The sequence below is a fragment of the Paenibacillus sp. MDV22-iso6 genome, from assembly GCF_058408365.1.
In genome coordinates this window covers 41,866-58,603 of sequence record NZ_JBZVDZ010000009.1, presented here as the reverse complement: position 1 = coordinate 58,603, position 16,738 = coordinate 41,866, and the positions used below count along the sequence as shown (strand labels likewise).

The window sequence follows — 16,738 nt, the reverse complement described above, 5'->3', positions numbered from 1 at the left end:
GAAAGGGAATCGAAACGATAAGGAGAGAGACACATGGATATGAACAAGCGCAGGGAGCTGCTGGAGGAATATAAGCAGATTAAGACGTATATGGGTGTAGCCCAAATTAAAAACAAAGTAAACGGTAAAATCTATATCGACAGCTATCCCAACTTGAAAAACAAATGGTTTACGCTGCAGATGCAACTGGATCAAGGAAGATTTGCAAATGCCGAGTTACAAAAAGAGTGGAGAGAATTCGGAGAAGACGCATTCACTTATGAGGTACTGGAACAGAAGGACATCGATAAGGTGACGGATATACGTTGGGAACAAAAACAAATCCTGAAGCCGTGGCTTCAGAAGTTACAACCTTACGGAGACAAGGGCTATAATAGACCTCCGCAGAATTAAAATAATGTAACAGGAAACGAATTTGACTAACAGTGAAAATCAAGATAAGATGAAACCGTCGTTTAGTAAATTAGTAAAAAGGTAAACGGAATGAGGGAATGTAATTGAAAATACCTACAACGTTAAAACATAAACCTGTTATCGTCTCGGATAATTATGAAAAGGTTGATGGCCGAATGGCCGGAAACACGGACGCAAAAGGTCTTTCCCTGGGATTGGCCCAGTGGAACGATAGAGGAAAGGTTGATATTTCAGCGAAAGTATGGAGATACACTGGAGAAAAGTGGTCCAGACAATCTGAGGAACTGCCTCTCCATCGCGTGCTGGATTTGTCCATTCTGATCTGTCGGTCTTTGGAACATTTTCGCGAGGCCTATAGATATGAGAATTTATATGACCCAGAGCAGCCTGTCATCGATCGTGTTGGCCTGCAAGGGGATGCAATGTCCGTGGAGATCTGTACGGACAATGAGAGAATAAATGAAGATATTAAGCTTTTCAGCCAAGCTCTGAGTGATGACGATGAAATGATTGGCGAGCGTTTGCGCACATTATCCAAAATATTAAAGGATATGGGTTATTAACAGGAAAACGTCATTGCTGAAGTGGATTGAGCAAAAAGAGCCTAAACGTCTATAGACGTTTAGGCTCTTTTTTTGTGAGTTAAATATAACGTAATTAGTTAGCAATGAAATTTCCCATTCTCTTGCTTTGATGAATCTCTTCCGTTCCAGCATCGAGAGCAGTCCTGTAATATGCACGTTTATGTTCAATAACTTCCATGGTCTTTCTAAGTTCTTCCATTTGCGCTTCTACACTGGCCTTGCGTTCGGTGAACATGTCATATCGCTCCTGCAAGGTGGAGTCCCCCTCGGAACACCATGCAATAAAATCTTTGATATCCTTGATCGGCATCCCGGTAGCTTTCAGACATTGAATGATTTTTAAAAAATCGATGTCTGATTCTTTGAAGTTTCGTGCTCCGCCAGGGGTACGCTCTACAAAGGGCATGAGTCCTTCCTTGTCATAGTAGCGCAATGTATATACGGTTAGATTCAATTCTTTAGCAACCTCGCTAATTGAATACGTCATTTATTTTCCCCTTTTCGTACTAATATAGACTTCGAGCTAACTCTAGGATTATCTTTTGGGATTCTACCACGCAGGCTGCAGAATGTCAAAATTTCAAAAGACATTTGACCTAGAGTTAACTAGAGGGATTAAGATAGTTTTGCAAGAGAAAAGGAAGAATGACAATCTTAGGAGGTTTTATGATGATAACTGCTAAAGCACGAGCTGTTGACGGTCCGCACCAATCATTCCGGGCGGCTGAGATTAAACGACGCGATTTGGATTTGCACGATGTCCTGATCGAGATTAAATATGCCGGCATTTGCCATTCTGACATCCATACTGCTCACGGCGAATGGGGCCCCGTAAACTATCCGCTCGTACCTGGACATGAGATCGCAGGAATTGTTACAGATGTGGGAGCCGAAGTTTCAAAGTACAAAGTTGGTGACCGAGTAGGAGTTGGATGCATGGTGGACTCCTGTGGCGAATGTGAGAACTGCCGCCAAGGCGAAGAGCAGTATTGTCTCAAAGGAAATGTTCCCACCTACGCGGGTGTTGATAAGTACGGCGAACCTACACAAGGTGGATACTCCACTCACATCGTCGTAACTGAGGAGTTCATCGTTCGTATTCCGGATAACATCGAGCTGGATGTCGCTGCACCTCTTCTATGTGCAGGTATTACAACATACTCGCCGTTGAATCATTGGGGAGCTGGACCAGGTAAAAAAGTAGCGGTTGTAGGTCTGGGCGGTCTGGGTCATATGGCTGTAAAAATTGCACATGCGATGGGGGCAGAAGTAACTGTTCTGTCACAATCATTGAAGAAAAAAGAGGATGGTTTGCAATTCGGGGCAGATCATTACTATGCCACAAGTGAACCAGATACGTTCAAAAAACTCGCCGGGTCTTTTGATCTGATTATTAACACGGTAAGTGCAAATATCGACATCAATGCATACTTCTCACTGCTCACTCTGGATGGCACGTTGGTTAATGTGGGTGCTCCTGGGGAGCCGTTGGCAGTAAATGTGATGTCCCTCATCGGTCACCGTCGTTCATTTGCTGGTTCAATGATCGGTGGCATCCGTGAGACTCAGGAAATGCTTGATTTCTGTGCAGAACATAGTATTGTTCCTATGATCGAAGTCATTTCAGCTGACCAAATTGACGAAGCATACAAACGTGTATTAGCTTCTGATGTGAAGTACAGATTCGTAATTGACACTAGCACAATTTAAATTGTTTTAAAGTTGTCGGTAAAGACATTTACCATTTGATCTATACCTAGAAATTAGAAAATCCAATCGCTCATAACATTGCGATTGGATTTTCTTCTTTTATGATGAAGGAGACTGAGTGAAAGGATTAGAAAGAGGAGCTGTCGTATTAGTCTGAAACGACGAATCCATCAAAGTTCTCAGGACCTACACGGATCGTACCCAGCAAGTTGGAGCTTACGAATGCAGTGTATGTCAATTGAGGGGTAATTGGCGGATTGAAATCATCCGCAGAGAACGTAATGATTTGAGGAGCCAAAAGACTCAAATCAAATGTTGAAGTTGCTGAGTAAATTACAGGGTCAGTCGACAAGGTACCTCTTACAATGGTGATCGTTATTCCGACAAGAGCTAATGGTAATTGTACAGAAACCGTTCCTTTAAATTGAACTCTAGGGTTAGTACCTGCACCTGCTGTTTGAAGACCAATTTGTCCAAACAATTGCGGCGCGTTGATTACCAGAATCGGAATAGCAATCGAGTTAGCCAAACTTGCGTTTTGCGATGTTCTTGCATCAAGAAAAGTTGTCATTGAATCTACCTCCTAATGAGTGGGATAGGATAATATATTCAAAGGTTACTAGTATGCTTGGACTTCTGAATATAATCAAAAAAAAGGCATCTTAACTAACGGGCAGAATCGTTCCAAGTATGGTAATGTAATGAGCATGAAATATGACCATTTGAGGGGGATTGGAATCAATCCATTTTACAGCAAGCGCAAATTCTCGACCAAGTCATCCAATCCAAGTTGACTCATTCTACTACCCAGACCCTTTCACTTTTGGATTGTTCATGTGGTATAGGTACACAAGCAATCGGACTAGCGAAATACGGGTATAACGTAAGTGCGACTGACGTAAGTCCTGATTCCGTAAAAAGAGCTGAGAAAGAAGCCGCATCTCGCGGAGTTAACATAAACTTTGGGGTAGCCGACTTTCGCTCGTTGGATACAGATCTAACGGGAGCTTTTGATATCGTTCTATCCGCAGACAATGCTACTCCACATCTACTTACAGACGGAGATTTACATAAGGCCTTTCAAAATATATATACAAAGCTTAATCGGAATGGCTTGTTCATTGCTACTATAAGAGACTATGATGCATTGGTAAAAGAGAGACCATCAACCACGCAGCCGCGTGTTTTAGATAAGGGGAAGAGGGTTGTTTTTCAGGTATGGGACTGGGCCGAAGATGGGAAAACGTATACGACAAACCAATTTATTGTGCAAGAAATGAATGGTGAATGGAAAACAAAACATAATAGCACACCGTACAGAGCATTGTTGCGAGAAGAGATGAACAACGTATTAAGGGCGACTGGTTTTATGGATGTAGAGTGGCATTTCCCTGCGGACACAGGTTATTACCAGCCTATGGTGACAGCTCGAAAATTGTAAGTGTATACTATAAAAAAGGAACGAAGCAGCCTCGATAAGAAGCTTGCATTCGTTCCTTTTTTTAGTAAATCAATACCATTAACCGACTTGAACCGTTGGGCGAATGATCATTTCGTTAATTGCTACATCCGATGGTTGCTCAATTGCAAATGCGATTGCACGTGCGATGTTATCGGCATCAATAGCGGATTTGTAGAACTCATCTAAACCTGCTTTGGACTCAGGATCACTTGTCGTTTCCAGTAACTCGCTTGTGACAGCGCCTGGAGAAATATTGGTGACTCTGATATTGGTGCCGCTCATGGCTTCTTCCTGACGCAAGCCTTCGGAGATTGCTGTAACGGCATGCTTTGTTCCACAGTATACAGTTCCACCCGGATATATGTTATGTCCAGCAACAGAGGAAAGGTTCAAAATATGACCTGATTTCTGTTCTCTCATGGACGGGAGAACCGCTGCAATAGCATAGAGGACACCTTTAATGTTTACATCGATCATGTTGTCCCATTCATCAATTTTTTTCTTGAAAAGAAAGGCTTGAGGCATGATTCCTGCATTGTTGATTAGAACATCGATTTTACCAAATTCGCTTAGTGCATACTTAGCCAAGTCTTCCATTTGAGTTTGCGAAGTCACATCTGTTGGTTTGATAATAGCGTGACCGCCATTGTTCTGAATTTCTTTTTGTAATTGTACTAAACGCTCTTCCCGACGAGCTGCTAATACCAGTTTGGCACCTTTTGAAGCAAGAACTTTCGCGGTAGCTTCTCCAATTCCACTGGATGCTCCCGTAAGAATTATAACTTTACCCTCAATATTAGACATATTCAGTTCATTCCTTTCATTTGGATCAGATTCTTTCCTTAGAGCGCGTTGTACCACTCATCATTCACAGGTTCTAACCATTCGGTTTGTCCAGGTGTCATAGCCAAATGCACAAACCAACTATCGGCTGTTGCCCCATGCCAGTGCTTCACGTTAGGAGGAATATTTACAACATCTCCGGTTTTAAGCAATCGTGCGGGTTTACCTTCTTCCTGGTACCAGCCTTCACCACCTGTAACAAGTAACACTTGACCTACAGCATGCGAATGCCAATTATTGCGTGCTCCTGGCGCGAAAGTGACATTTCCAATGCTAGTGTTAAGTGGAGTTTCATCTGTAAAGACCATCTCCAGATACGCATCTCCAATAAAATTGGCTTCTACTTTCTTTCCGAGTGGGAAGATGCTGCTGTTACTCAAATGTTCGTTTGTCATAATGGTTCCCTACTTTCTTTTTTATTTATAAATATCTTTTGCAATATTGAACGCAGACCATGCCTTCGGCCAGCCCACATAGAAGGAAAGGTGAGTAATCATTTCAGACACTTCATTACGAGTTACTCCATTTTCCTTTGCTTTGTGAAGGTGTGGGGTTAATTGTTCGAAATTTCCACCGGCAATAAGTGCAGAGACGGTAATCATACTGCGATCACGACTAGATAATTCTTCTACTCTTGACCATACCTCGCCAAACAGAATATCATCATTCAACTCTGCAAATTTCGGGGCAAACTCACCTAATATATCTCTTCCAGCAGTTTGTTTTTTTTCCATAGCTATGTGATCCTCCATTCGTAATTCGGTTGAGAGTTATTTAGAATTTCCTTCTACTCGATAAGTCATCCACAATCCGTTATGTTCCATTTGTTCGACTCTTATCAATTCAAAATGAACGGGGAAGGTTTCTTTGGAACTCGAACTTTTCTCAAAGATGGTCAAAGCCGGAGAGCTTGCCTCTGCAAAAGGAACGAATACGAGACTTAACTCATCGATCAAACTTTCATTCAGGAAAGAACCATTTAATACACCCCCGCCTTCAAGCAGTAATCGATCGATGGAGAACAATGCTTTCAATTTTTTTACAACCGTCACAACGTTCAGCTCTTTCGTTCCACCAAAGATATAAGAGATGCCCAATTCCTGTAGATATGCGAGATAAGCATCGGGCACTTGTTCAGTCAGCACCTCAATAATGTGATCCTTTTTTCTGTTGCCATTTCCTTCGGATATATAGTTATGGGTCCAAGCCAATTTGCCGTGTGGATCTACGGCGATGGCATAAGTTCCAATGTCTTGCTGCGCAACATAATCCGTTCGAGGAATCGGGGACTGCTTCTCTTGATTGGGTGGAGGAATATATTCATGTGCAAAATGTTCTTGCATCGTGACTCGTCCGCACATCCAAGCATTACACTCGTAGCGGTCATGGATACGTTCATACTCTTTAATGAAGTAGGTTGACCGATCATCTTCCAGAAAATCGCCGATAATTTTGCCATCTATTGAACTAAGCATATGACAAATCGTATAGGGTCTGTCCATCGTAGCATCTCCTTTCGACATGAATGGATTGCAAGGGGGAAAAGTGAATATTATTCATTACTGTAGTATTACTTTGATGTGTAATTCAAATTTACATTAATACAATAATGAACATCTATCTATTATTATATAAGAGAGAATCGTAGAATCAATTGTTAGATTCATTAAATTTGTTCATTAATAAACATAGAGGTGTGGATTGTAAATAAACGTCAAGATAGTATGTACAAAACGTTTTTGAGTTGCCTTGTATTTCAACCTGTTTCGTCTCACTTGATTTATGTTGCAAACTCTACAAAATTAGAGTAGATTAAGAACATAATAAATGTTGTATTTGCAACAAAAAAACTGAAGTGTTTTCAAATAAGTAACTGATTCATAGAAGGAGAGATACATCACAATGACCGTGGAAATAAGAGCATGCAGTCGCGAGGATTTACAAAAACTACAAGAAATAAGTATAGAAACATTCCACGATACATTCAAAGATCAGAATTCCCCTGACAATATGAGAGCCTATCTGGAAAGAGCATTTAACGCTAAACAGTTGGAAGAGGAACTGTCCAATAGCTGTTCAGACATCTTTTTCGTCTACTACAATAAGGAACTTGCCGGATATCTAAAGGTGAACAGAGAGGGCGCCCAATCCGAACAAATGAGTGATGCTTCACTAGAAATTGAGAGAATTTATATCAGGAAAAAATTCCAAATGCATGGACTGGGTAAATATCTGCTAAATAAAGCGATGGAGACCGCATTGGAGCACCAAAAGAAGGAAGTCTGGCTTGGCGTATGGGAAAAGAATGACAATGCCATTGCTTTTTACAAGAAGATGGGGTTTGTTCAGACTGGCTCTCACTCTTTTTACATGGGGGACGAGGAACAAATCGATTTTATCATGGTCAAGACACTCTAGTAATCGTACCGATCCTAAAAAATGTACAGATTGTTTAAACGTTGCTTACTATTAGATATGGTCAATGCATGTGAATGGTCGTATATTAATACTATGTGGGCCATGTGCATGAACACAGATCCACTATGTGTATTGATAACGATTCTACATAGAAGGACGGGGAAATATGGACTTTAAACCGCTTGCTTCATTTATTGATCGCATCACATCATGGAGAATTCCGTGGGCAGAGGTCCTTGTGATGCATCAAAATGATACCGTTTTCCGTTACCGGAATGGTTACGCTAATCTGGAGGAGCAAACGCCCATCGGCGATGGGGCGATCTTCAATCTCTACTCCATGACGAAAATTATGACCTGTGTGGCAGCGCTTCAACTTGTAGAGAGAGGGCAATTGCTGCTGAGCGATCCGTTATCTGACTACCTGCCGGAATATGCCGAGATGACGGTGAAGAAAACATTATCGAGCGGCGAGGTCAGATTGGAAAAAGCGACAATGGCGATTACAGTACGTGACTTGTTTACGATGACTGCCGGGTTCTCCTATGATGTTGGCTCGCCAAGCATTCAGGAAGCTGTGAAGAACACGAACGGAACATTGCCGACAAGAGAATTTGCGAAAGCGCTCGCCAAGGAACCACTTCTGTTTGAGCCAGGTACGCATTGGAACTATAGCATGTGTCACGATGTGCTCGGAGCCTTGGTGGAGGTTGTGAGTGGCAGACGCTTTGGTAAATATCTGCAAGAAGAAATTACCGGACCGCTAGGTATGAACGATACGGCATTCGATCTGAACGATGAACAGCAGACCCGTCTGATTCCCCAGTATGCTTACAATGATGAGCTTGAAAAAGCCGTACGAATGGACGGAAACGGATTCCGGGTAGGAACGGATTTGGAGAGCGGCGGTGCCGGGTTGTTGTCCACCGTTAGCGATTATGCACTGTTCCTGAACGCTCTGACTGGACGCGGGACCAGTCCGCAAGGCGTGCGCATTCTGTCACAGGCATCAATTGAGCTGATGCGCACAGACCATCTGAACGATCTGACCCGTGATGATTACTCCTGGGATCATATGGGAGGGTATAGTTATGGACTGGGTGTGCGCACGCATATCTCCAAAGCGGGCAGCGGTTCGTTAAGCCCACTTGGTGAATTTGGATGGAGTGGTGCTGCCGGCTGCATGGCCATCATTGATCCAGATTCTGAACTCACGGTCATGTATGCGCAGCATCTGCTGAACAATCAGGAGCCTTATGTTCATCGCCGCTTGCGTAATGTCGTTTACTCCTGTTTGTAATGCGGGAGTGGATTCTGACGAGGCATTTGCTTAATTCAACGACTTGATGTTGAGTATTCGTACAATTGGAAACAAACAGGGACGCGAGCAATGTCGCGCCCCTGTTATTATTTTTTCCTTTTCTTTTTGAACTAAGGTTCCAGGGTATTTGAGAACTTTCGAGAGGTTACGCGATTAACCATATAAATACCGATGGATACAAAGAGCAATGCAATTAGGTTTTTGAATTCCAAAATCGTTTCTCCCAAAAATAACGCCGATAGCAATGCACCAAAGACAGGGATAAGGAAGTTATACACAGATACTTTCCCCACTTTGTTGTATTTCAGAAGTAGATTCCATAAGCAGAATGCAGCTGATGAAAGTAAAACTAAATAAATCAAGATACCCGTTGATTCGAGTGTAAAATGTGTAACCCGGCCGCCAAGCAGGAGTCCCAGTACGGTGAGTGCCAGTCCGCCGACAAACAAGCTAACTCCAGTAATAACGAGGACATCGATGGAGCCTGTCAAGTGCTTTGCGTAGATGGCCGTAATGGAAAAAATAAGAGCCGCCATAATAACGAAACCTTCACCTGTGAGAGAGAAGGAGAATTCCAGCAGATTGGAGTGGAAATTCACAATAATTACGCCAATAAATCCTAGCAAACAGCCGACTATTTTATTTTTGCTCAGTTTATCATTTTTATATAAAAAATGAGCTAGAACAACACTGAAAAAGGTCGTTGTCGCATTCATAATCGAACCTTTGACACCTGTCGTATTGGCTACACCCACATAAAAAAACATATACTGCAGACCCGTTTGGAACATGCCAAGCAATATTAAGCTTGAAAATTGTCGTCCAGACAGTTCAAATTTCCGTTTACTAATGACACGAAACAGGAATAGGAGCAGTAATCCTGCTAAAATAAATCGATAACCTGCAAATACAAATTTGGATGGAATATCTTCTGCCAGGATGTCAAAAGCACTATATCCAAGCTTAATAAACGGGTAGGCACTCCCCCATAACAAGCAACATAAACTTGCAACTAAGGTTACAAATAAAGGATCACTAAACTTGTTCGGGTTCTCCAATGCTTTTATTTCATTCACTTTCAATCTTCTCCTCGCATGATATGTAAATGTGTACGGGCTGATCGCACCTCACTGACCATATCACAAACTGCGAGTAGCTGTAACAAAAAAATGAAATCCCGTTTCATAACAAGACTAAGAGATATAATTAACGTTGTGAAAAATGATTGAGAGGACGAGAGTTACCCCTTTGTCTACGATCGCTGAGGATTGACTGAACTGGATTGACTCGCCATTTAATGATAAGGATATCACTTTCTCTTCTGCATGAACGGAGGAAAGCCCTGAGGTAAGTAAACATAAGGACAGAATTGAAGCCGTAATTTTTTTCATTTGCATGTAAGCTCCTTATTGTGAATTGATAAAGCGTGAGGATTATTTTAGGACAGCGCGATAATGCCGTTGAAGTTTAGATAATAACTGCCGTTCCGCTGACTGCGACCATGAGCATACCTTGACGAACAACTTCGTAGTTCAGATCCACACCGATTACGGCATTGGCTCCCATCTGTGCGGCTTGCTCGGTCATTTCTTCAAAGGCAGCGTCTCTTGCTTCTCTTAGCTTATTCTCATAGGTACGAGAACGGCCGCCTACAAGATCTCTAAATGAAGCGAGAAAGTCTCTCCCGACATTAGCTGCGATGATGACTTCACCGGTTGCAACGCCGATATACTGTCTAACCGGGGAACCTTCAATTACTGCTGTTGTTGTAATAATCAAATGTTTTCCTCCTAAAATAAAATAGATTTGTCGCGAATCAGATTTCTCATTTCCTATGCTAACAGCGTTACTGAAACAGAGCCTAAACGAGTTGCTGAACAATCGTTTAAGTTTGCCCAAGTCGTTTAGGTTCTGTTAATGTGAGTATGCTACTATGAAATGGGTGAAAACGATGACCAATCAAACGGATATTAAAATTGCAATTGTCGACGACGAACCCTCGATTGTCACCATGCTGCAAATGGTGCTTCGCAGGGCAGGGTTTCATCAGCTGTACGATGCTTCCACCTGTGCGGAAGCTCTCGATCTGGTACAGCGCGTTGCCCCGGATATTGTCCTGCTCGACATCACGCTCCCGGACGGGAGTGGTCTGGAGCTTTGTTCCAAGCTCCGTGAATACGGAAATCCGCATATTTTGTTTCTGACGGCTAAGGCATCCGATCTCGATGTGCTGAGAGGATTCGCCATGGGCGGGGACGATTATATTACCAAGCCCTTCAATCCTTTGGAGGTAGCTGCAAGAATTCAGGCGCGCATACGCCGTTTAGAGCCTGAAGCTCCAACTGTGAGTCAGGTGAAACGCCCTGAACCAGGGGTTTACCGATTCGGACGCTTCACCGTGAATGAGGCGGAGGGCGAGTTAATCGTGGATGGAAAACCTGTCCCTTGTCCTGCACAGGTTTTCCATCTGCTGCTGCATTTCTGCAAGTTTCCGGGAGTCGTATTTTCCAAAACACAGCTCTATGATCAGGTGTGGGGGATCAACGGACAGGGAGATGACTCGACGGTAATGGTACATATTCGGCGCATACGAGAGAAGATCGAGATCGATCCAGGAAATCCAAAGCTGCTGCTGACCGTACGCGGGCTCGGCTACAAGCTGTCAAAGGAGTTTCAGGAGCAATGAAGATACAACAGCGCATGACATTTCACTTCACGTATCAATTGATCTTTTATGCCCTGATCATTCTGGCGATTACTCTCATTGCTTGCATTATATTCTTTCAAAACACGACCAATAGTGAGTTGCGCCGGAACTTTCCGGTGGGTGCCTTACAACTGATTGCTCAAGAAGCTTCTTCAAAAGACGGGACCATTCAAATCTCCCCCAAGTGGGATAAGCTCATTGAGGAAAAAGGAATGTGGATGCAGGTTGTAAATGCCGAAGGAGGGGTCATTTACGAAGTAAATACAGATACGCATGATGGGCTGTCGCCATCATACTCAATCGCCCAACTGCTCGATATTCAGGAGACACGGACACTTGGGACGTATGCTGTTCAAACTCATCTGAACTTTGCCTTTAATGTGCCGGTTCTGTATATCCTTGGCTACCAAAGTTCTGACCTTAATCAGCTCAAGGCCTGGTTCGACGAATACGGGCAGCAAGGCATGGTATCTAGCGAAAAGCTTTCCTTTCTGGATCAGCGACTGCGTGAAACCGGCAGTTATCTCCAGGTATTTAATTCCACGGGTCATACCGAACAAGCCATCGGTGATGGAACGTATTTGCAGAAGGGATACCGTCCACTGGACATTCTGGCAATCCAGCAATCGCCCAGCAACTATGATACCAATATAGTCGCCCATCGGGACCAGCGTAGTGGAATGACCTGGATTCTTTATACGCCCAATCCAGCGGGTGGCCCTTTGAAACATCCAGCGATGGATACGGCAACGCGCAGACTTATGTGGTTTGCAGGTCTAGCTCTTCTCTTGGCAGTACCCTTATCGATTTGGCATGGCTACCGTTACGGTCAGCCGCTGATTTTGTTCGCAGGCTGGTTCGAACGTATGGGGCGGGGGCAGTACGATCAGGTACTTACCGCCAAGGACAAACGCAAGATATTCCGCTCCAATGGCACGATGCGAAACCGATACAGGCTCTATAAGGAAGTCATTGAATCCTTCTACCAAATGGCTGATCAATTGGCCCAAACCGAGAAGGAGCGCGAGCGGCTGGAGAAAGATCAAAGAGAGTGGATGTCAGGAATTTCACATGATCTGCGCACACCTCTGTCCACCATTCAAGGGTATGGATATATGCTGGAGAGTTTACCGGAACAATGGAGCCGAGAAGAGATGCGTACCATGGGGGCGACGATCCGGGAAAAAGGGGATTATATGCTTGAGCTGATCTCTGACTTTTCCATGATTCATCAGCTTAAGCAGGGCGATTCGATTATGGAGATTCGGAAAATCGATTTGGTTGAACTGGTGCGCTGCTCCGTGCTGAAGTATGTCAATGACGCTACGCTGTCTGAATACCAGTTTCACTATGTTGGGGAGGAGCGTCCCTTGTGGGTACAGGCTGATGAAACCTGGCTGCTGCGGTTAATGGATAACTTGCTGTCCAACGCCGTGAAGCATAACCCGCCAGGCGTTAACGTCACCGTCTCCATCGGCAGAATGAACAATAAGGCATGTATACGCGTATTTGATAATGGGAAAGGGATGGATGAGGAAACGCTGCAGCATTTGTTCAATCGTTATTATCGGGGAACAAATACAGAGGAATCGACGGCAGGTTCTGGACTAGGGATGAGTATCGCCAAAACGATCGTGGAAGCACACGGCGGAGAAATTCATGTACAATCCAAAGTGCGGCAAGGTACGAAAATTGAGATCTTGTTACCCTGTTGAAATGTTTACTGTCTTAAAAAGGCGATTACTGAAAAAAAGCAGCCCAACCTCATTTGAGGGCAGGTTGCTTTTTCTGTTGGCTTCAACATCTGTGGTACATAACATGTTCACGACAGTGATCTGGTTGAGGAGAGCCATGTTTCTATAAGATTAATAGTATTTAAATCAAAAAAGAACCTGGGTAATTATCCCAGGTTCTTCGATATTGTATATAAACAAACACAATGATATAATCAGATTACATTGCTTTTAATATATCAGATATAAATATCTTATCTTATATTTAAATTTTATCATGGCGGTAAACTCTTTGTCAAATGTTTTTTTCTCAATTTATTAGTTAGGGGAGATTCGGAATGAGTTCTTTGGTTGTCGGGTTTCAGGAAATGGAAAAATTGCAGCTTGCACTCGTTGGTGGAAAAGGATTAAATCTAGCGAAGTTATCAAAGATTGAAGGAATTTACGTCCCTGAAGGATTTTGTGTTACAACCGTTGGATATCAGAAAGCCATTGAACAAAATGAAATGTATCATGCTTTACTGGATCAATTAACCTTGTTGAAAGTAGAAGAACGAGAGCAAATTGGTGAAATCAGCAGGAAGATCAGGGAACTTATTCTGGGCGTAGACATTCCAGTCGATGTTGAAAAAGAAGTTGCTCATTATCTCTCCACATTTGGAGAGGGCCATGCGTATGCAGTGCGTTCCAGTGCGATCGCTGAAGATTTACCACATGCCTCTTTTGCGGGTCAACAAGACACCTACTTAAATATCATTGGGAAAGAATCAATTATGCATCATATCAGCAAATGTTGGGCTTCCCTGTTTACCGATCGCGCGGTAATTTACCGTATGCAAAATGGATTTGACCATGGTCAGGTTTATTTGTCCGTTATCATTCAAAAGATGGTATTCCCAACGGCTTCAGGGATTTTATTTACGGCTGATCCGATCACATCCAACCGGAAATTGCTTTCCATCGACGCCAGTTTTGGACTTGGTGAGGCGCTGGTGTCCGGCTTGGTATCTGCTGATTGTTATAAAGTCCGGGAAGGTGAAATTGTCGATAAGAGGATAGCCGTCAAAACGTTGGGTATCTATGGACGGAAAGAAGGTGGAACGTATACACATCAGATCGATCCCGTGCTGCAAAAGACGCAAACACTTACCGATCAACAAATTTTAGAACTGGCACGGATAGGAAGACAGATCGAAGCTCATTTTGGTTTCCCGCAAGATATTGAATGGTGTTTGGCGGATGATATGTTTTATATTGTCCAAAGTCGGCCAATCACAACGTTATACCCGATCCCTGAAGTGAGTGACCAAGAAAATCATGTGTACCTATCTGTGGGTCATCAACAAATGATGACTGATCCCATGAAACCGCTGGGCTTATCTTTCTTTCTATTAACGACTCCGGCACCCATGCGTATAGCTGGTGGAAGATTGTTTGTTGATATTACGCCTAGGCTAGCTTCGCCTGTCATGAGAGAAAACTTCATAAATACCATGGGACAATCCGATCCGCTCCTTAGGGACGCACTTACAACTGTAATCGAGCGCGGGAATTTCATAAAATCGTTACCTGTTGATCAGCCAGCACCAACTCCGCGTAATCACCATAAACAGAGCGTATCTGATGGTTTTCAAGCACATATTGAAAATGAATCGACTATCGTCTCTGATTTGATTAAGAGCAATCAAGCCTCAGTAGAAGAGCTAAAACGTAACATCCAAAACAAGTCTGGATTGGATTTGTTTGATTTTATCCTTGAAGATCTGCAAGAATTGAAGAGATTTCTATCTGACCCACGAAGTTCAAATGTATTTATGACTGCCATGAATGCTTCAGCATGGATCAATGAAAACATGAAAGAGTGGTTGGGTGAGAAAAATGCAGCAGATACGCTGTCTCAATCTGTACCTAACAATATCACTTCGGAAATGGGTCTGGCATTACTGGATGTTGCAGATGTGATTCGTCCGTATCCTGAAGTCATTGCTTATTTACAGCAAGTGAAAGAGGATGACTTTATGGACGAACTGGTTAAGGTTGAGGGTGGACAGGAAACAAGGGAAGCGATCCAGGATTATCTGGACAAATACGGAATGCGATGTGCCGGAGAAATCGATCTGACCAGAACCCGTTGGATTGAAAAACCCATTACACTTGTACCGTTGATTCTGGGTAACATCAGAAACTTTAAGCCTAATGCAAGCAAACGAAAATTTGAGCAGGGACGACAGGAAGCATTGAAGAAAGAACAGGAAATATTGGATCGATTGAAGCTATTGCCTGATGGTGAACAAAAAGCCAAGGAAACGAAACGAATGATTGACCTAGTTCGCAACTTCATCGGTTATCGGGAATATCCCAAATACGGCATGATCAATCGTTACTTCGTATATAAACAGGCTTTATTGAAAGAAGCCGAACGACTTGCACAAGCCGGTGTTATTGCCGAAAAAGAGGATATATACCTTCTCACTTTTGAAGAACTTCGTGAAGTTGTACGCACCAATAAACTGGATGAGAAGATCATTACCCAACGGAAAGACGATTATAAAATCTATGAAAAGCTAACTCCACCTCGCGTGCTCACGTCTGATGGTGAAATCATTACAGGTCAGTATAAACGTGAAAATATGCCAGCCGAAGCTATTGTCGGCCTGCCTGTTTCTTCCGGAGTGATAGAGGGCCGTGCACGTGTCATCTTCAATATTGAAGATGCGGATCTGGAAGATGGAGATATACTAGTGACTCCCTATACTGATCCGAGCTGGACACCATTATTTGTTTCTATAAAAGGCCTAGTTACCGAAGTGGGTGGACTGATGACCCATGGAGCTGTGATTGCGCGTGAATATGGCTTGCCAGCCATTGTCGGAGTGGAGAAGGCAACTCATCGAATAAAAGATGGGCAGCGAATTCGGGTACATGGAACAGAAGGATATATCGAAATATTGTAAATGATACACGAATTGAGATTGTACAGCAGTGATCGCGCATCAGACCTGATGTGCGATCGTTTTTGTTTTCAAAGTCAACAACGGAAACGAATTGAACAAATTCAGTTGCTAATCAAAGCACTTAATTCTGCCTGAAAAACCTTCTCATTATTTTGATTAAAAGTAGTGAGCAGCACGGTAACAATTCCACCCCTGCTTCTTCTTGGAGCCAATTCAATCACTTCGGATAGAACATTGATTTCATCATCTGGAAACACAGGTTTGATAAACTTTATGTTATTCATGCCGGTTCCTGCGATAACATCTTCTCCATATATCCCGAGTTCCACCCAAAGTTTGAAGGACGTGCTCATCGTCTGCATACCCGAAGCAATGAGGCTGCCGAAGCGTCCTTCTTTGGCTTTTGCCTCATCTATATGCATATATTGAGGGTCATATATTTTTGCAAAATCAATAATATCTTTCTTTGACAATTGAATAGACTCTGTTCTATAGGTCTCGCCTATAACATACTCGTTAAATTTCAATGATGTACACCTCCAATATCTACTCTAATGGATAAGTTGAATTCAAGGCAAGTAGTCATTTTATG

Annotated in this window: 18 protein-coding genes; 9 read left to right on the top strand and 9 right to left on the bottom strand. The window is 43.0% G+C overall.

Annotated elements, in window-relative coordinates; genetic code table 11:
- The first annotated feature begins 33 nt into the window (after nt 1-33).
- Both AC4PM4_RS23945 and AC4PM4_RS23940 read left to right on the top strand, forming a co-directional pair.
- A complete protein-coding gene (locus AC4PM4_RS23945; protein WP_064637265.1) occupies nt 34-393 on the top strand; it encodes a GIY-YIG nuclease family protein in 360 nt (119 codons plus the stop codon).
- Between the two features lie 104 nt (nt 394-497).
- On the top strand, nt 498-977 hold the full coding sequence (locus AC4PM4_RS23940; RefSeq protein ID WP_063562767.1) for a DUF6530 family protein: 480 nt from the start codon (nt 498-500) through the stop codon (nt 975-977).
- A gap of 94 nt (nt 978-1,071) precedes the next feature.
- Here AC4PM4_RS23940 and AC4PM4_RS23935 read toward each other — a convergent pair whose 3' ends face one another.
- On the bottom strand, nt 1,072-1,485 hold the full coding sequence (locus tag AC4PM4_RS23935) for a MerR family transcriptional regulator (RefSeq protein WP_063562766.1): 414 nt from the start codon (nt 1,483-1,485) through the stop codon (nt 1,072-1,074).
- 182 nt (nt 1,486-1,667) lie between these two features.
- Here AC4PM4_RS23935 and AC4PM4_RS23930 point away from each other — a divergent pair, with 182 nt between their 5' ends.
- On the top strand, nt 1,668-2,708 hold the full coding sequence (locus AC4PM4_RS23930; protein WP_063562765.1) for an NAD(P)-dependent alcohol dehydrogenase: 1,041 nt from the start codon (nt 1,668-1,670) through the stop codon (nt 2,706-2,708).
- A 148-nt stretch (nt 2,709-2,856) separates the two neighbouring features.
- Here the strand turns inward: AC4PM4_RS23930 and AC4PM4_RS23925 are convergent, their stop codons facing one another.
- Nucleotides 2,857-3,279, bottom strand: a complete 423-nt coding sequence (locus AC4PM4_RS23925; RefSeq protein WP_063562764.1) for a hypothetical protein — start codon at nt 3,277-3,279, stop codon at nt 2,857-2,859.
- A 219-nt stretch (nt 3,280-3,498) separates the two neighbouring features.
- Here AC4PM4_RS23925 and AC4PM4_RS23920 point away from each other — a divergent pair, with 219 nt between their 5' ends.
- Nucleotides 3,499-4,149, top strand: coding sequence for a class I SAM-dependent methyltransferase (locus AC4PM4_RS23920; protein WP_491614719.1), 651 nt, complete (start codon nt 3,499-3,501; stop codon nt 4,147-4,149).
- Nucleotides 4,150-4,227: 78 nt separating this feature from the next.
- On the opposite strand, the gene AC4PM4_RS23915 is transcribed toward AC4PM4_RS23920, so the two are convergent.
- From AC4PM4_RS23915 to AC4PM4_RS23900, 4 genes are read right to left on the bottom strand one after another with little or no spacing between them, the layout of a single operon-like run.
- Nucleotides 4,228-4,974 (bottom strand): SDR family oxidoreductase, encoded by a 747-nt coding sequence (locus AC4PM4_RS23915; RefSeq protein WP_072733246.1) that lies wholly within the window; start codon nt 4,972-4,974, stop codon nt 4,228-4,230.
- Between the two features lie 38 nt (nt 4,975-5,012).
- Nucleotides 5,013-5,408, bottom strand: a complete 396-nt coding sequence (locus AC4PM4_RS23910) for a cupin domain-containing protein (protein WP_491614718.1) — start codon at nt 5,406-5,408, stop codon at nt 5,013-5,015.
- 21 nt (nt 5,409-5,429) lie between these two features.
- Nucleotides 5,430-5,747 carry a carboxymuconolactone decarboxylase family protein gene (locus AC4PM4_RS23905; protein ID WP_064637276.1) on the bottom strand — a complete coding sequence of 106 codons (318 nt, stop codon included), beginning with the start codon at nt 5,745-5,747 and terminating at the stop codon, nt 5,430-5,432.
- Between the two features lie 36 nt (nt 5,748-5,783).
- Nucleotides 5,784-6,515 carry a dihydrofolate reductase family protein gene (locus tag AC4PM4_RS23900; RefSeq protein WP_491614717.1) on the bottom strand — a complete coding sequence of 244 codons (732 nt, stop codon included), beginning with the start codon at nt 6,513-6,515 and terminating at the stop codon, nt 5,784-5,786.
- A 400-nt stretch (nt 6,516-6,915) separates the two neighbouring features.
- On the opposite strand from AC4PM4_RS23900, the gene paiA reads away from it, so the two are divergent.
- Both paiA and AC4PM4_RS23890 read left to right on the top strand, forming a co-directional pair.
- The gene (gene paiA, locus AC4PM4_RS23895) at nt 6,916-7,431 is read left to right on the top strand and encodes a spermidine/spermine N(1)-acetyltransferase (RefSeq protein ID WP_491614716.1); all 516 of its coding nucleotides are present in this window, start codon (nt 6,916-6,918) and stop codon (nt 7,429-7,431) included.
- Nucleotides 7,432-7,597: 166 nt separating this feature from the next.
- Nucleotides 7,598-8,731, top strand: coding sequence for a serine hydrolase domain-containing protein (locus AC4PM4_RS23890; protein ID WP_491614715.1), 1,134 nt, complete (start codon nt 7,598-7,600; stop codon nt 8,729-8,731).
- Between the two features lie 131 nt (nt 8,732-8,862).
- On the opposite strand, the gene AC4PM4_RS23885 is transcribed toward AC4PM4_RS23890, so the two are convergent.
- Together AC4PM4_RS23885 and AC4PM4_RS23880 are read right to left on the bottom strand one after the other, a co-directional pair.
- Nucleotides 8,863-9,828, bottom strand: a complete 966-nt coding sequence (locus tag AC4PM4_RS23885) for a DMT family transporter (protein WP_491614714.1) — start codon at nt 9,826-9,828, stop codon at nt 8,863-8,865.
- A 391-nt stretch (nt 9,829-10,219) separates the two neighbouring features.
- Nucleotides 10,220-10,531, bottom strand: a complete 312-nt coding sequence (locus AC4PM4_RS23880) for a YbjQ family protein (protein WP_090807009.1) — start codon at nt 10,529-10,531, stop codon at nt 10,220-10,222.
- A 172-nt stretch (nt 10,532-10,703) separates the two neighbouring features.
- Between AC4PM4_RS23880 and AC4PM4_RS23875 the strand changes: the two genes are divergently transcribed.
- From AC4PM4_RS23875 to ppsA, 3 genes are all read left to right on the top strand, one after another.
- On the top strand, nt 10,704-11,438 hold the full coding sequence (locus tag AC4PM4_RS23875; protein ID WP_090807548.1) for a response regulator transcription factor: 735 nt from the start codon (nt 10,704-10,706) through the stop codon (nt 11,436-11,438).
- Entirely contained in the window at nt 11,435-13,174 is a 1,740-nt protein-coding gene (locus AC4PM4_RS23870; RefSeq protein ID WP_491614713.1) for a HAMP domain-containing sensor histidine kinase, read from the top strand. The genes AC4PM4_RS23875 and AC4PM4_RS23870 overlap by 4 nt, the downstream gene beginning before the upstream one ends.
- Nucleotides 13,175-13,530: 356 nt before the next feature.
- Nucleotides 13,531-16,146 carry a phosphoenolpyruvate synthase gene (gene ppsA, locus AC4PM4_RS23865; RefSeq protein WP_491614712.1) on the top strand — a complete coding sequence of 872 codons (2,616 nt, stop codon included), beginning with the start codon at nt 13,531-13,533 and terminating at the stop codon, nt 16,144-16,146.
- Nucleotides 16,147-16,247: 101 nt separating this feature from the next.
- On the opposite strand, the gene AC4PM4_RS23860 is transcribed toward ppsA, so the two are convergent.
- The gene (locus tag AC4PM4_RS23860; protein WP_063562754.1) at nt 16,248-16,673 is read right to left on the bottom strand and encodes a MaoC family dehydratase; all 426 of its coding nucleotides are present in this window, start codon (nt 16,671-16,673) and stop codon (nt 16,248-16,250) included.
- Nucleotides 16,674-16,738: the final 65 nt, after the last annotated feature.

Bases quoted from the DNA above. Each gene is read 5' to 3' on its own strand.
- paiA (WP_491614716.1), top strand. From the start codon at position 6,916: ATGACCGTGGAAATAAGAGCATGCAGTCGCGAGGATTTACAAAAACTA.
- AC4PM4_RS23900 (WP_491614717.1), bottom strand. From the start codon at position 6,515: ATGGACAGACCCTATACGATTTGTCATATGCTTAGTTCAATAGATGGC.
- AC4PM4_RS23915 (WP_072733246.1), bottom strand. From the start codon at position 4,974: ATGTCTAATATTGAGGGTAAAGTTATAATTCTTACGGGAGCATCCAGT.
- AC4PM4_RS23870 (WP_491614713.1), top strand. From the start codon at position 11,435: ATGAAGATACAACAGCGCATGACATTTCACTTCACGTATCAATTGATC.
- AC4PM4_RS23945 (WP_064637265.1), top strand. From the start codon at position 34: ATGGATATGAACAAGCGCAGGGAGCTGCTGGAGGAATATAAGCAGATT.
- AC4PM4_RS23935 (WP_063562766.1), bottom strand. From the start codon at position 1,485: ATGACGTATTCAATTAGCGAGGTTGCTAAAGAATTGAATCTAACCGTA.
- AC4PM4_RS23910 (WP_491614718.1), bottom strand. From the start codon at position 5,408: ATGACAAACGAACATTTGAGTAACAGCAGCATCTTCCCACTCGGAAAG.
- AC4PM4_RS23875 (WP_090807548.1), top strand. From the start codon at position 10,704: ATGACCAATCAAACGGATATTAAAATTGCAATTGTCGACGACGAACCC.
- AC4PM4_RS23890 (WP_491614715.1), top strand. From the start codon at position 7,598: ATGGACTTTAAACCGCTTGCTTCATTTATTGATCGCATCACATCATGG.
- AC4PM4_RS23930 (WP_063562765.1), top strand. From the start codon at position 1,668: ATGATAACTGCTAAAGCACGAGCTGTTGACGGTCCGCACCAATCATTC.
- ppsA (WP_491614712.1), top strand. From the start codon at position 13,531: ATGAGTTCTTTGGTTGTCGGGTTTCAGGAAATGGAAAAATTGCAGCTT.
- AC4PM4_RS23905 (WP_064637276.1), bottom strand. From the start codon at position 5,747: ATGGAAAAAAAACAAACTGCTGGAAGAGATATATTAGGTGAGTTTGCC.
- AC4PM4_RS23925 (WP_063562764.1), bottom strand. From the start codon at position 3,279: ATGACAACTTTTCTTGATGCAAGAACATCGCAAAACGCAAGTTTGGCT.